13 protein-coding genes are annotated in these 14,197 nt (G+C 71.0%); 7 read left to right on the top strand and 6 right to left on the bottom strand.

The window, feature by feature from the left end:
- The first annotated feature begins 63 nt into the window (after positions 1–63).
- From SMD20_RS20745 to SMD20_RS20735, 3 genes are all read left to right on the top strand, one after another.
- On the top strand, positions 64–1,344 hold the full coding sequence (locus tag SMD20_RS20745) for an aspartate aminotransferase family protein (RefSeq protein WP_329583607.1): 1,281 nt from the start codon (positions 64–66) through the stop codon (positions 1,342–1,344).
- A complete protein-coding gene (locus tag SMD20_RS20740) occupies positions 1,341–2,849 on the top strand; it encodes a CoA-acylating methylmalonate-semialdehyde dehydrogenase (protein WP_329583604.1) in 1,509 nt (502 codons plus the stop codon). The genes SMD20_RS20745 and SMD20_RS20740 overlap by 4 nt, the downstream gene beginning before the upstream one ends.
- Before the next feature lie 68 nt (positions 2,850–2,917).
- Positions 2,918–4,021: an extracellular solute-binding protein gene (locus SMD20_RS20735; RefSeq protein ID WP_329583602.1), complete on the top strand. Its 1,104-nt coding sequence runs from the start codon at positions 2,918–2,920 to the stop codon at positions 4,019–4,021.
- A gap of 58 nt (positions 4,022–4,079) precedes the next feature.
- Here the strand turns inward: SMD20_RS20735 and SMD20_RS20730 are convergent, their stop codons facing one another.
- Both SMD20_RS20730 and gabT read right to left on the bottom strand, forming a co-directional pair.
- A complete protein-coding gene (locus SMD20_RS20730) occupies positions 4,080–4,280 on the bottom strand; it encodes a hypothetical protein (RefSeq protein ID WP_329583599.1) in 201 nt (66 codons plus the stop codon).
- A 209-nt stretch (positions 4,281–4,489) separates the two neighbouring features.
- A complete protein-coding gene (gabT, locus tag SMD20_RS20725; RefSeq protein ID WP_329583596.1) occupies positions 4,490–5,818 on the bottom strand; it encodes a 4-aminobutyrate--2-oxoglutarate transaminase in 1,329 nt (442 codons plus the stop codon).
- Between the two features lie 106 nt (positions 5,819–5,924).
- Here gabT and SMD20_RS20720 point away from each other — a divergent pair, with 106 nt between their 5' ends.
- The gene (locus SMD20_RS20720; RefSeq protein WP_329583593.1) at positions 5,925–7,466 is read left to right on the top strand and encodes a PucR family transcriptional regulator; all 1,542 of its coding nucleotides are present in this window, start codon (positions 5,925–5,927) and stop codon (positions 7,464–7,466) included.
- Here the strand turns inward: SMD20_RS20720 and SMD20_RS20715 are convergent.
- On the bottom strand, positions 7,438–8,061 hold the full coding sequence (locus tag SMD20_RS20715; protein WP_329583591.1) for a TetR/AcrR family transcriptional regulator: 624 nt from the start codon (positions 8,059–8,061) through the stop codon (positions 7,438–7,440). The two genes, SMD20_RS20720 and SMD20_RS20715, sit on opposite strands and share 29 nt — an antisense overlap.
- Positions 8,062–8,354: 293 nt before the next feature.
- Here SMD20_RS20715 and SMD20_RS20710 point away from each other — a divergent pair, with 293 nt between their 5' ends.
- Positions 8,355–9,782 (top strand): aldehyde dehydrogenase family protein, encoded by a 1,428-nt coding sequence (locus SMD20_RS20710; protein ID WP_329583588.1) that lies wholly within the window; start codon positions 8,355–8,357, stop codon positions 9,780–9,782.
- Between the two features lie 27 nt (positions 9,783–9,809).
- Here the strand turns inward: SMD20_RS20710 and SMD20_RS20705 are convergent, their stop codons facing one another.
- Positions 9,810–10,238, bottom strand: a complete 429-nt coding sequence (locus tag SMD20_RS20705) for a nuclear transport factor 2 family protein (RefSeq protein ID WP_329583585.1) — start codon at positions 10,236–10,238, stop codon at positions 9,810–9,812.
- 116 nt (positions 10,239–10,354) lie between these two features.
- Between SMD20_RS20705 and SMD20_RS20700 the strand changes: the two genes are divergently transcribed.
- Complete coding sequence (locus SMD20_RS20700) at positions 10,355–10,807, top strand: RNA polymerase sigma factor (protein WP_329583583.1); 453 nt, start codon at positions 10,355–10,357, stop codon at positions 10,805–10,807.
- On the opposite strand, the gene SMD20_RS20695 is transcribed toward SMD20_RS20700, so the two are convergent.
- On the bottom strand, positions 10,743–11,183 hold the full coding sequence (locus SMD20_RS20695; RefSeq protein ID WP_329583580.1) for a helix-turn-helix domain-containing protein: 441 nt from the start codon (positions 11,181–11,183) through the stop codon (positions 10,743–10,745). The two genes, SMD20_RS20700 and SMD20_RS20695, sit on opposite strands and share 65 nt — an antisense overlap.
- Before the next feature lie 98 nt (positions 11,184–11,281).
- Here SMD20_RS20695 and SMD20_RS20690 point away from each other — a divergent pair, with 98 nt between their 5' ends.
- Positions 11,282–12,148: an alpha/beta fold hydrolase gene (locus SMD20_RS20690; protein ID WP_329583578.1), complete on the top strand. Its 867-nt coding sequence runs from the start codon at positions 11,282–11,284 to the stop codon at positions 12,146–12,148.
- An 853-nt stretch (positions 12,149–13,001) separates the two neighbouring features.
- On the opposite strand, the gene ispG is transcribed toward SMD20_RS20690, so the two are convergent.
- Positions 13,002–14,177 (bottom strand): flavodoxin-dependent (E)-4-hydroxy-3-methylbut-2-enyl-diphosphate synthase, encoded by a 1,176-nt coding sequence (ispG, locus tag SMD20_RS20685; protein WP_329583575.1) that lies wholly within the window; start codon positions 14,175–14,177, stop codon positions 13,002–13,004.
- Between the last annotated feature and the right edge of the window lie 20 nt (positions 14,178–14,197).

Below are 14,197 nucleotides of genomic sequence, written 5' to 3'. Positions count from 1 at the left end.
TTTTCCGGTAAGCCGACATATTGCACGTATGAGGACGGGGAGCGGGACGGGATACTCGATAACATGTCGGAGCTACTAGCGCGCCACCGGGCAGTGATGCCGAACTGGCTGGCGCTCAACTACAACGAGCCCATCGAGATCGTCAGCGGTAAAGGCAACCGGGTCGTCGACGCCGACGGCAAGAGCTACCTCGACTTCTTCGCCGGCATCCTGACCAACATGATCGGCTACGACGTGCCCGAGGTGCGCGAGGCCGTCGAGCGTCAGCTCGCCACCGGCGTCGTGCACACCAGCACGGTCTACCTGCTCCGCGGCCAGATCGAGCTGGCCGAGAAGATCGCCCGGCTGTCCGGCATCCCCGACGCCAAGGTCTTCTTCACCAACTCCGGCACCGAGGCCAACGAGACGGCGCTGCTGCTGGCCACGTACGCGCGCAAGAGCGACCAGGTGCTCGCCATGCGGCAGAGCTACCACGGCCGCAGCTTCGGCGCGGTCAGCGTCACCTCCAACCGCGCTTGGAAGAACAACTCCCTCTCCCCGCTCAACGTGCACTTCCTGCACGGCGCCGACCGGCACCTGACCCAGTTCAAGGGTCTGTCGGACGCCGGCTACATCGCCGCGTGCGTGGACGACCTGCGCCACGTCCTCGCCACGGCCGTCTCCAACGATGTGGCTGCGCTCATCGCCGAGCCGATCCAGGGCGTGGGCGGGTTCACCATGGCGCCCGACGGGCTGTTCGCGGCGTACAAGGAGGTGCTGGACGAGCAGGGCATCCTGTTCATCTCCGACGAGGTGCAGACCGGCTGGGGCCGCACCGGCAGCGCGTTCTTCGGCATCCAGGACCACGGCGTCACGCCCGACGTGATCACTTTCGCCAAGGGCCTCGGCAACGGCTTCGCCGTGGGCGGCCTCGTGGCCCGGGGCGACCTCATGGACGGCCCGCACGCCGTGGGCCTGTCCACCTTCGGCGGCAACCCGATCTCCATGGCCGCCGCCAACGCCACCCTCGACTACGTGCTCGACCACGACCTGCAGGCCAACGCCGCGCGCACCGGGGCCATCATCATCGACGGGCTCAAGGAGGCCGCCAAGCGGCTGTCCGTCGTCAAGGACGTACGCGGCAAGGGCCTGATGTTCGCCGTCGAGCTGGAGAGCCCCGCCCAGGCGGCCCGCTTCATGGAGGAGACCAAGAAGGCGGGCCTGCTGGCGGGCAAGGGCGGCCTCTACGGCACCGCCATCCGCATGGCCCCGCCCCTCACCCTCACGGTGGAGGAGGCGGTCGAGGGCCTCGGCATCATCGTCGGCGCCCTGGAGACCATCGACGCGGAGGCGGCGCAGCAGTGAAGTCGGTCACCCACTGGATCAACGGCGCTCCGGCCGAAGGCGGCTCGGGCCGTACGGCCGAGCTGTTCAACCCGGCCACCGGCGAGGTGTCCGGCCACGTCGCGCTGGCGGACGTCGCCGACGTGGATGCCGCCGTCGCCGCGGCGGTCGCGGCCTTCCCCGCCTGGCGGGACGCCTCCCTGGTCAAGCGCGCGCAGGTGCTGTTCCGCTTCCGCGAGCTGATGGTCGCCCACCGTGACGAGCTGGCCGCGCTGATCTCCGCCGAGCACGGCAAGGTGCACTCCGACGCGCTCGGCGAGGTGGCCCGCGGCCTGGAGGTCGTCGAGTTCGCCTGCGGCATCCCGCACCTCCTCAAGGGCGGCTTCAGCGAGGGCGTCTCGACCCGGGTCGACTCCTACTCGATCCGTCAGCCGCTCGGCGTGGTGGCCGGGATCACCCCGTTCAACTTCCCGGCCATGGTGCCGATGTGGATGTTCCCGCTGGCCATCGCCTGCGGCAACGCCTTCGTGCTGAAGCCGTCGGAGAAGGATCCGTCGGCGTCGCTGCTGATGGCGCGGCTGTGGCAGGAGGCCGGGCTGCCCGACGGCGTGTTCAGCGTCGTCCAGGGCGACAAGACGGCGGTGGACCGGCTGCTGGAGCACCCCGACGTGCGCGCCGTGTCGTTCGTCGGCTCCACCCCGATCGCCCGCTACGTCTACGAGACCGGCACCGCCCACGGCAAGCGGGTGCAGGCGCTCGGCGGCGCCAAGAACCACATGCTGGTGCTCCCCGACGCCGACCTCGACCTGGTGGCGGACGCGGCGGTCTCGGCCGGGTTCGGCTCGGCGGGTGAGCGGTGCATGGCGATCTCCGTCGTGCTGGCCGTGGACCCGGTCGGCGACGAACTGGTCAAGAAGATCACCGAACGGGTGGACAGGCTCGTCCTCGGCCCCGGCGACGACCCGAAGTCCGAGATGGGACCGCTGGTCACCCGCGAGCACCGCGACAAGGTCGCCTCCTACCTGGACCTCGGCGTCGAGGAGGGCGCGGAGCTGGTCGTGGACGGCCGGCACACGGCGGTCCTCGGGGGCGGCACGGCGGCCGACGCGCCGGGGTTCTGGCTCGGGCCGACGGTCCTCGACCGGGTGCCGCCGGGCTCGCGCACGCACACCGAGGAGATCTTCGGGCCGGTGCTGTCGATCGTGCGCGTGGGCTCGTACGAGGAGGGCCTGGAGCTCATCAACGGCGGCGAGTACGGCAACGGCACGGCCATCTTCACCAACGACGGCGGCGCCGCCCGGCGCTTCCAGAACGAGGTGGAGGTCGGCATGGTCGGCATCAACGTGCCGATCCCGGTGCCGATGGCGTTCTACAGCTTCGGCGGCTGGAAGGCGTCGCTGTTCGGCGACACGCACGTGCACGGCACCGAGGGCGTGCACTTCTACACCCGCGGCAAGGTGGTCACCTCCCGCTGGCTCGACCCCTCCCACGGGGGCGTGAACCTGGGCTTCCCCACCAACAAGTGAGCCCCCGGCCCGGGTCCCGGTAAGCTCCTTGGCACCGGGGCGAGGGGACCCGGGCAAGAGGGGGCATCGTGCATCGCCGACGTACGTACGCGCTGGCGCTCGCCGCGGCGGCGCTGGTGGCCGGCACGGGCGCGGCGAGCGCGACCCCGTCCCCGTCTCCCACTCCCACCGCCTCCGTCACGCAGAGCGACGGCACGCTGCAGATCCTCACCTACCGGGGCTTCGCCGAGTACGGCGGCGTCAGCCCCCGCTTCAACTGGGTGGGCGACTTCGAGAAGGAGACCGGCTGCCGCATCGCCAAGCTCGACACCGTGCAGACCGCCGAGGACATGATGGCCCAGCTCCGGGCCCGGCCCTACGACCTGGTCTCGGCCGGCCCCGCGCTCGCCGCCGGCCTCGTGACGGCCAAGCAGGTGCAGCCCGTCGATCCCGCGAAGATCAGCGGTTACGGCGACCTCGACAAGCGCTTCCGCGACATGACGACGGTGTCCGGCAAGGTCTACGGCGTCCCCTACCTGTGGGGCTACCACGAGTTCGTCTACGACCCGGCCCGGGTGAAGGGCGAGCTGAAGGAGGTGTTCACCTCCGAGCGCGCCGCGCTCCGCGACAGCCCGATGACGATCGCCGACGCCGCGCTGGCGGCCGGCCAGGACGACCCCTACGCGCTCACCGAGGAGCAGCTCGACACAGCCGTGGAGCTGCTGGAGGGGGCGAAGGAGCGCACCTACTGGTCCAACCCGCTCGACCTGGTCAAGGGCTTCGCCACGGGGGAGCTCGACTACGCGCAGGCCACGCCTTACTACCGGTCGCTGCTGCAGAAGGCCGGCAAGCAGGTCAAGACGGTCCCGGCGGACGAGACGACCGGCTGGGTCGACTCCTGGATGCTGGGCGCGAACGTCCCCGACACGTCCTGCGCCTACCGCTGGCTCAACTGGATGGCCGCGCCGGAGGCGCAGCGCGACGCGGCCGCGTGGGTGGGCCTCGCGCCCGCCAACGACAAGGCGTGCAAGGGGCGGGCCAGGCAGATCTGCCAGATGTACGGGGTGGGCGACGCCAAGAGGCTGTCGCGGGTGCGTTTCGCGGAGCGGCCGCCGGCGGACTGCCGGGCGGAGGACGGCGGGTGCCCCGACTACGACGCCTGGGCCGAGCGTTGGCGCAAGCTCGCGAAATAGGGCCGGGAAGCAGGGCCGGTCAGGAAGGCCGGTCAGGAGGGCCGGTCAGGAGGGCCGGTCAGCGGGAGGGGAAGGCCACCACGGTGGCGAGCGGCGCGGGCATGAGGGCCTCTGCGCAGTCGGTGCAGGCCAGCACGGCCGAGTCGTCGGGGAGCCGGCCCACGCGCACCCGGGGACGCGGCCACCGCTTGTGGCAGACGACGCACACGTCACCCTCGCGCTGAGCCCAGCTCAGGCCCTCAGGGTCGAACGTCAACATACTCCGCGCCGTTCTTGTCGGACCCCAGTTCATCACGTTCCCAGCAGCCATCGCCCATCCGTACGTCGGATCCGTTATAACCCCTGACCGTGGCCATGAGCGTCCAGCTGAGCGTCAAGTCAGGGTGAATTCTCTACCCACCTGACCGGCTTTACACCAACAAAATCGGGCATCCAGCCACAAGCCGGATGCCCGATATCGAATGGTATCTACAGTTCGGCGATGGCTTTCTCAAGGATCCCCAGGCCCTCGTCGAGCAGGTGCTCGGGGATCACCAGAGGGGGCAGGAAGCGCAGCACGTTGCCGTACGTGCCGGCGGTCAGCACCAGCAGGCCCTCGGCGTGGCAGCGCTTGACGACGGCCTGGACGGCGGTGGGGTTCGGCTCCTTGGTGCCGGGCTCGACCAGCTCGATCGCGATCATCGCGCCCCGGCCGCGCACGTCGCCGATCACGTCGAAGCGCTCCTTCATCGCCTCCAGGCGCGGGAGCATGATCTCGCCGATGCGGCGGGCCTTCGCGACGAGGTCCTCCTCCTCGATGGTCTCCAGCACGCCCAGGGCGGCCTCGCAGGCCAGGGGGTTGCCGCCGTACGTGCCGCCGAGCCCGCCCACGTGCACCGCGTCCATCAGCTCCGCGCGGCCGGTCACGGCGGCCAGCGGCAGGCCGCCCGCGATGCCCTTGGCGGTGGCGATGATGTCGGGCACGACGCCCTCGTCCTCGCAGGCGAACAGGGTGCCGGTGCGGGCGAAGCCGGTCTGCACCTCGTCGGCCACGAACACGATGCCGTTGTCCCTGCAGAACTCCGCGATGCGCGGCAGGAAGCCCCTGGCCGGCACGATGAAGCCGCCCTCGCCGGCGATCGGCTCGATCACCACGGCGGCCACGTTCTCGGCGCCGATCTGCTTGGTGATGGAGTCGATGGCCTGCGCCGCGGCCTCCTCGGCGCAGTTGTCCGGGCCGGTCGGCCACCGGTACGGGTACGCCAGCGGCACCCGGTACACCTCCGGCGCGAACGGGCCGAACCGGTGCTTGTAGGGCATGTTCTTGGCGGTCAGCGTCATCGTCAGCAGCGTGCGGCCGTGGTAGCCGTGCTCGAAGACGACGACCGCCTGGCGGCCGGTGGCGTGCCGGGCGACCTTCACGGCGTTCTCGACGGCCTCGGCGCCCGAGTTGACGAGGAAGGTGCGCTTCTCGTGGTCGCCCGGGGTGAGCTCGTTCAGCTTCTCGCAGACCCGCACGTACGACTCGTACGGGGTCACCATGAAACAGGTGTGGGTGAAGTCCGCCACCTGCTTCTGGACCCGCTCGACGACCTTGGGCGCGGCGTTGCCGACGTTCGTGACGGCGATGCCGGAGCCGAAGTCGATCAGCGAGTTGCCGTCGGCGTCCTCCACGACGCCGCCGCCGGCGCGGGTGACGAAGACCGGCAGCGTGGTGCCGATGCCGGCGGGGACGGCCGCCTGCTTGCGGGCCAGCAGCTCCTGGGACTTGGGGCCGGGGATCGCGGTGACGACGCGCCGCTCCTGCGGAATGCTCATGGCTTCGACGCTACGGTGGCCTTCTACCTGCGCCGATACGTCGATATGGCACACTGGGGGTGCTCGTCTTCGCCGGAATGGACAAAACCCGAACGGATCAACCCGTATGCCGCCTACGCTGCAGACCGTCGTGCGCCGGATGGGCCTGCGGCCGCTGGCCGGAGGGCTGCCGGCGGACACCGTGGTGCGCTGGGTTGCGGTGAGCGAGCTGGCCGACCCCACGCCCTACCTGGAGGGGGACGAGCTGCTGCTCACCACCGGGCTGCGGCTGGAAGGCGACCTGGCCGGATATGTCGGGCGGCTCGTGGCGCGGGGCGTGGCCGGGCTCGGCTTCGGCGTCGGGGTCTCCCACGCCGAGGTGCCCCCGGCCCTCGTCGACGCGGCCGGGCGGGCGGGGCTGCCGCTGCTGGAGGTGCCGCGCGAGACGCCGTTCATCGCCATCGGCAAGGCCGTCAGCGAGCTGCTGGCCGCCGAGCAGTACGAAGAGATCACCCGGGCCTTCGCCGCGCAGGGGCGGCTCACCCGGGCGGCGCTGCGGCCCGAGGGCATGCACGCGGTCATCGACCGGCTGGCCAAGGAGGTCGGCGGATGGGCGGCGCTGCTCGACGAGACCGGAGCGGTGCGCCACGCCACCCGCGGGGCCCGTACGGACGGGGTCACGGCCGAGCTCGGCCGGCTCCTCACCGGCGGGGGACGGCCCTTGCCTGCCGGGCCGGGGGAGGAGCGGCAGAGGGAGGGCGGCCGGGGGCGATGGCCGGCCAGCCTGGCGCTGTCGGGGCCGGGGGAGCACATCGTGGTACAGCCGCTGGGCGGCGGCGGGGCGCGGCCACGCGGGTTCTTCGCCGTGGGGGCCAGGGAGGCGTTCTCTCCGGTCACCCACACGGTGATCAACGCCGCGGGCTCGCTCCTCACGCTCGCCATGGAGCAGGGACGCACCCAGGCGGCGGCCGAGCGCCGCGTCCGGTCGGCGGCTCTGGACCTGCTGCTGTCCGGGGCCGGGCAGCAGGCGCGTGACGTGCTGGCCGCTCTCGGCGGGCGGCTGCCCGAGCCGCCGCTCGCGGTGCTCGCCGCGCGGGCCGACGCCCTCGACGTGCTGGAGACCCGGGTGTTCGCGGCCCCCGAGCCCCACGCCGGTGACGTGGTGTTCGCGTTCGTGCCGGAGGCGCTGGTGGAGGAGGTGGCGGGGGAGGCGGACACGCCCGTCGGCGTCAGCCTGCCCGCCACGTACGACCCGGCGTCCCTGTCCACCGCCCTCGACCAGGCCAGGCGCGCCCTCGCCGCCGCCCTGGTCTCGACCGGCCCTCGGGTGGTGCGGTTCGGGGAGCTGGCCGGGCAGGGCCTGCTGGGGCTGCTGGACCAGGCCACGGCCCAGGCGTTCGCGACCGCGCTGCTGGCGCCGCTGACCGCGTACGGGTCCCGGGCCGACCTGGTCGAGTCGCTGCGCGCGTACCTGGAGAGCAACGGCCACTGGGACGCCGCCGCCCAGCGTCTCGGCATCCACCGGCACACCCTGCGCTACCGCATGCGCCGGGTCGGCGACCTGCTGGGCCGCGACCTCGACGATCCGGGAGTGCGCGCGGAGCTGTGGCTCGCCCTGGAGGCGGCCCGCCGTTATCCGGTTACTTCTTGCGCGGCCGGTAGCAGCTGATGACGGCCATGGTCACGGTCTCGTACGTGCTGCCGTCGCGCAGGTGCCCGGCCCGCTCCAGGCTGATCGCCCCCTGGGCGGCGGCCCACAGCGCGTCGGCGACCTTGCGCGGCTGGGTCGGCGCGAGATAACCGGCCGAGATGCAGTCGGCGATCACCCGGTCGAGGATGTTGAGCGCGGCCCGCGCCAGCGTACGGGCGCGCTCGCTCGGCTCGAAGCCGGGGATGGCCCGCTCGAACATCAGGCTGTAGTAGCCCGGCTCGGCCAGGCACGCCTCCCGGTAGGCCGGCCCGAGGGCGGTGAGGTGCTCCAGCGGGTCGCGCCGCTGCGGCACGGACTCAAGAAAACGGCGGAAGCGCTCGAACCCCTCCAGATAGAGCGCCTCCGCCAGGCCCTCCCGGTTGCCGAACATCGTGTAGATGACCGTCGTCGTGCAGCCCGCCTCGGCGGCGATGCGGCGCATCGTCAGGCTCTCGGGCCCGTCCGTCTCCAGCAGGTTGACCGCCACGTCGAGCAGGCGGGAACGCAGTTCGTCATGGCCGGCGCGCTCTCCCAGGAGATAGGCGCCCTGTAGCCCCATGGGCGCTGAGGTCATGAGGCCACCTCCCCGGCGGCCGAGGACTTTGTCGTCCTGGTGACCTCACGCTGCTCGGTCACGGGGCCCACGCCTTTCTGATCGGGGGCCCGCCGCGCTGGAGACCCGCACTCGATGACTTAGCCAAGGGCGAGTTCCCTCAAACCCCTTCCCACGGTAAACATCCCGAATTAGGTCTACTTCTGTTACATCCTGGGTATACAGAGGGGCTTGTACTTAACGGTGAGCGGTCACGAGGCTCTTGTGCAACGTGGTGTAAATCCCCGGTCCCGAGCGTGACATAACGTTCCCGTATGGACGTGCGTAGCTTCTGGCTGAACGGCAGCCCGGCGACCGGGGACTCCGAGCTCACTGTGACCAACCCCCACGACGGCCGGGAGGTCGGCCGGCACTCCGTGCCCACCGACGCCCAGGTGGAAGAGGCCGTCGCGGGCGCCCACGCGGTCGCGAAGGAGGCCGCCGCCCTGCCCGTGCACGTACGGGCCGAGGCCCTGGCCCACGTCTCGCGCCGGCTGGCCGAGCGGGCCGACGAGATCGCCCAGCTCATCTCCGCCGAGAACGGCAAGCCCATCTTCTGGGCGCGCGGCGAGGTCTCGCGGGCCGTCGCCACGTTCCGCTTCGCCGCCGAGGAGGCCCGCCGCTGGTCGGGCGAGGTCCAGCGGCTCGACACCGAGCCGGCCGCGGCCGGGCGCCTGGCGTACGTGTCGCGGGTGCCGAAGGGCCCCGTGCTGGCGATCACCCCGTTCAACTTCCCGCTGAACCTCGTCGCGCACAAGGTGGCCCCGGCCCTCGCCGTCGGCGCGCCGGTCATAGTCAAGCCCGCGCCCGCCACCCCGCTGTCGGCGCTGGTGCTCGGCGAGATCCTGGCCGAGACCGACCTGCCCGCGGGCATGTTCTCGGTGCTGCCCCTGCCGAACGAGCGCGCCGCCGTCCTCGTCGCCGACCCGCGCCTGCCGGTCGTGTCGTTCACCGGCTCCGCGCCCGTCGGCTACGCCATCGCCGACCAGGTGCCGCGCAAGCACGTGACGCTGGAGCTGGGCGGCAACGCGGCGGCCGTCGTCCTCGCCGACGCCGACCTCGACTGGGCCGCCCAGCGCGTCGCCCTCTTCTCCAACTACCAGGCCGGGCAGAGCTGCATCGCCGTCCAGCGGGTGATCGTCGAGCAGCCGGTGTACGACGCCTTCGTCGAGCGTCTGCTGCCCGCCGTGGAAGCCCTCGTCACCGGCGACCCGGCCGACGAGAAGACCCAGGTGGGGCCGCTGGTGTCGGAGGCCGCCGCCGAGCGGGTCGAGCAGTGGGTCCAGGAGGCCGTGGCCGGCGGTGCCCGCCTGCTGGCCGGCGGCACCCGCGACGGCGCCACGATCGCGCCGACCGTGCTCGCCGACGTGCCGCACGACGCCAAGGTCGCCTGCGAGGAGGTCTTCGGCCCGGTGCTGATCCTGCAGCCGGCCGCCTCGATCGACGAGGCGTACGCGATGGTCAACGACTCGAAGTACGGACTGCAGGCCGGCGTCTTCACCCGCTCCCTGGACGCCGCCTTCCGCGCGAACCGCGAGCTGGAGGTGGGCGGCGTCATCATCGGCGACGTGCCCTCCTACCGGGCCGACCAGATGCCGTACGGCGGCGTCAAGGACTCCGGGATCGGCCGCGAGGGGCTGCACTCGGCGATGGAGGACTACACGTACGAGAAGGTCATGGTCCTCACCGGCCTGTCCCTCTGATCTCCCCGCCAGCCATGGCGCGTGCCCTCACCCCTGAGAGCTGAGGGCGCGCGCCACCGTCAGGCTGTCCTCATAAATGTGGTAGCGGGTGATGAACCCGCCCTCGACCGTCAGCCGCAACGCGAACGGCGAGGTGTACGCGACCCCGCCCTCTCCCCGCACCGTCTGGACGATGTCGCCGAACACGACGGCGTCGGCCCCGTCCACCAGGATCTGCGCCACGGACGTGCCGTTCAGCTCGGGCACGTGATGCGCCTCCAGGGCCCGGAAGTGGTCCGCGACGTCCGCCCTGGTCCGGCGGGGCCGGATCCACGGCACCGCCGGGTGCCCCTCGTCCGGCCAGTCGAGCCGCCAGTCGACCGGCTCGGCGAACAACGCGGCGACGCGCTCGTGATCGCCCTCGGCCATCCTGCGCAGCAGCTCTTCCACGACCTCACGGGTGCTCTTCTCGCTCATGCCCCGACCTTCCCACCTCTGAGGTCAAGCCGTCGATTACCTCCCAGGTAGCCCCGGCTCGGCGGAATTCAGGGGAAGGCGACAGCGGACTGTCCCCACCGCCGCAAGGCTTTCGCATGCATGAGCCCTACCTGACCGCTCCTCCGGATGCACCGCCGCAGGACGACGCCGTGTGGATCGAGCGGTCCTGGGACGAGCCCGAGTGTTTCGGCGCCGTTTTCGACGCCCACTACGCGGAGATCCATCGGTACGTCTCCCGGCGGCTCGGCCCGCACGCGGCCGACGACGTCGCCGCCGAGACGTTCGCCCTGGCCTTCCGCCGGCGCCGCCGCTTCGACCTGAGTCATCGCAGCGCCCGCCCCTGGCTGTACGGCCTCGCGACCAACCTCGTCAGCCGGCACCGCCGTGACGAGGTGCGCCTCCTGCGAGCCGTGGACCGGCTGAACCCCCTGGCGGAGCCGCCCCGGGGCCACGAGGACGAGATGGCCGCCAAGGCGAGCATCCTCAGAGATCCCTTCCGGCCTCTGACTTGGACAGTCGGTGCGCCAGGGACTCCAGCGTGGCGATGATCTCTGTGACCTCCGCAGGCTCGACGCCCAATGCCCTGGCCAGGACGCCGTCCAGCGTCGCCGCGTCGGCCTGCCGCTGTCCTTGCTCACGCATGCCCGGCGCGGGGCGTACCAGAGTGCGCCGCCGGTCGGTGGGGTCCGGCTCGGTGACCATCACACCGGTGTCGCGGAACTTGGCGACCGTCGCCGACACCAGGCTCTGCGGGAAGCCGGTGCGATCGGTGATCTCGCCGATGGAACTGCCGGAGTGCTCGAAGACGTCGACGAGGATCGTGCGGGCACTGGCCGGCAGCGCGTGGAAGCCCGACCGGGGAATGGCGTCCTGACCGATCCGGATCAACTTGTGTCCCAGCAGGAACAGTTCGAGCCCGTTCATGACGTCCATGATGCACCAATCGACAGATGTATCTGTAATCTGATACATCTATTTCCTGATGTATCTCTGAGTCGATGCATCACGGATGAAGGGCACCGATGATGATCTCGAAAAATCTGCACGTCCCCGGAGCGCGACTGCGCTACCTTCTGCGCGGCACCGGTCCGCTGCTCCTCCTGGTCGCGGGCGGGGACGGAGATGCCGCCGCCAGTGACGACCTGGCCGCCCAGCTCGCCGACAGGTACACGGTCCTCACCTACGACCGCCGTGGCCTGTCCGCCAGCACCCTCGACGACCCCAGCGACCCTCCGACCGTCACCACCCATGCCGATGACCTGCACCACCTGCTCGCCGCGATCACCACCGAGCCCGCCTACGTCTACGGCAGCAGCATCGGCGCGCTGATCTGCCTCGAACTGGTGTCCCGCCACCCCGAGCAGGTCAGCGTCCTGGTCGCGCACGAGCCTCCCGCGACGCAGTTGCTTCCTGAGCCGGAGCGCAGCCGCGCCAGACAGGAGCAGCAAGAGGTCGAGGACGTCCACCGGGCACAAGGCGCTCTCGCCGCCCTGCGGACGTTCGCGGCTCTCGCGGCCATCGACCCGGCCGACCGTGAACCCGACGTCGCGGCGACGCCGCCTGGGCCGGAGCGTCTGCCCAATCTGGAGTTCTTCCTGACCCACGACGCGCCGGCGGTCCGCCGTCATCTGCTGGATCTGTCCGCGCTCAAAGCGGCGTCCACCCGCATCCTGCCCGCTGTCGGTGATGCCTCCGCGCACATCTGGGCGCACCGATGCGGCCGCCTGCTCGCGGAGGAGCTCGGTGTCTCGTACGTGGAGTTTCCCGGCGGCCACAACGCGGGTGTGTTCCGGCCGCGCGCCTTCGCGGCACGTCTCCACGAGGTGCTCGACTCGTCGGGGGCTGCGCCCGGCCCACTCGGGACGGACCGGCCGGTCAGCCCTCCCTGACCACCGTCGCCGTCGGATGGCCGCAGCTGGACACTGGCAGATATCCGTCCCTTGACCGCACCGCGAACGGCGAGGTGTACGCGGCTCCGCCTGGACGATGTCGCCGAACAGGACGGTGTGGGCTCCGTCCACCAGGATCTGTGTCATGGAGGTGCTTTCCAGCTCGGGCACCTGACGCTTTCTCAGGCGAAAACGGCCCGCCTCCCGGTTGACCCCGGCTCGCCGCTCAGGCCAGGGTCGCCCGCAACTCGCCCACCGCTGGACGCGATTGCTGTTCGACGGGCACCGCGTGCAGGACCATCCTGGCGGTCTCCGTCGCCCCTTGCTCCACTCCGCCTCTGGCGATGGCGGCCCAAGCCTCGTGCAGTTGGATGTTGGTCGCGTACACATAGTCGCGCGACCGGCGGAGCAGTTCCTCGCGGGCTCGTGCCGCTGCATCCTCCCTGCCCATGGCGGCGTACACCCAGCTCTGGGCGAAGTAGACCTAACTCGGCGTCCAGAAGCCCTGTGTGTCGCCGCGCACGCCTCGATCGGCGAGGTCGGTCATCCTGTTCGCGCTTCCTCGGCCTCGGCCAGGAGGCGCAGGACGGACTGAGGTGATCGCTGCCCGTACAGGCCGTGGCCCGCTTCCTCGGCGCGTACCAGGAGGCGGACGTCGAGGTCGCGGCTGGCGTCGGCCGAATCTTAATCGTGACGTCGCGTTCGATGATCAAGGGGACCAGCGATTCAACGAAGGTTTGACGCGGAAGCTGGAGCAGCAGGCTGGCTGACATCCGGGCCGACCCGGGCGTCCGTAGAGGAGGGCGCACTCGCGCCCTCCCTCGATGACAGACCCGACCTCGCGGCGGGCCGGTCAGCCGACCGTGACGACCGGGCCCGAGGTGGTGGGGGAGTCGTCGTCGAGGTCGATCTCGACGCCCATCTCCTCGGCCAGGCGCAGCGCCTCCTCGATCAGCGTCTCCACGATCTGCGACTCGGGGACGGTCTTGATGACCTCGCCCTTGACGAAGATCTGGCCCTTGCCGTTGCCCGAGGCGACGCCGAGGTCGGCCTCGCGGGCCTCGCCGGGGCCGTTGACGACGCAGCCCATCACGGCCACCCGCAGCGGCACCTTCAGGCCCTCAAGGCCGGCCTGCACCTGGTCGGCCAGGGTGTAGACGTCGACCTGGGCCCGCCCGCAGGACGGGCAGGAGACGATCTCCAGGCCGCGCTCGCGCAGGCCCAGCGACTCCAGGATCTGGGCGCCGACCTTGACCTCCTCGACCGGAGGGGCGGACAGCGAGACGCGGATGGTGTCGCCGATGCCCTCGGCGAGCAGGGCGCCGAAGGCGACCGCGGACTTGATCGTGCCCTGGAAGGCCGGGCCCGCCTCGGTCACGCCCAGGTGCAGCGGGTAGTCGCACTTGGCGGCGAGCAGGCGGTAGGCGTTGATCATGACGACCGGGTCGTTGTGCTTGACCGAGATCTTGATGTCGCGGAAGCCGTGCTCCTCGAACAGCGAGCACTCCCACAGGGCGGACTCGACCAGCGCCTCGGGGGTGGCCTTGCCGTACTTCTGCAGCAGGCGGGGGTCGAGGGAGCCGGCGTTGACGCCGATGCGGATCGGCACGCCGTGGTCGGCGGCGGCCTTGGCGATCTCGCTCACCTTGTCGTCGAACTTCTTGATGTTGCCCGGGTTGACCCGGACGGCCGCGCAGCCCGCCTCGATGGCGGCGAAGACGTACTTCGGCTGGAAATGGATGTCGGCGATCACCGGGATCTGCGACTTCTTCGCGATGATGGGCAGCGCTTCGGCGTCGTCCTGGGACGGCACGGCCACGCGTACGATCTGGCAGCCGGACGCGGTCAGCTCGGCGATCTGCTGCAGGGTGGAGTTGACGTCGGCGGTCACCGTGGTCGTCATCGACTGCACCGAGACCGGCGCGTCACCGCCCACGGGCACGTTGCCCACCATGATCTGGCGGGAGTGGCGGCGTTCGGCGAGCGGCTTGGGACGGACCGACGGGATGCCGAGAGCTACGGAAGACATTTCAACCCTTACTGTGGCGA

The sequence above is a fragment of the Nonomuraea sp. LP-02 genome (assembly GCF_036289125.1).
Classification (GTDB): Bacteria; Actinomycetota; Actinomycetes; order Streptosporangiales; family Streptosporangiaceae; genus Nonomuraea; species Nonomuraea bangladeshensis.
Note: the sequence above shows the minus strand (reverse complement) of the source record. Positions and strands in the feature narration are given on the sequence as shown.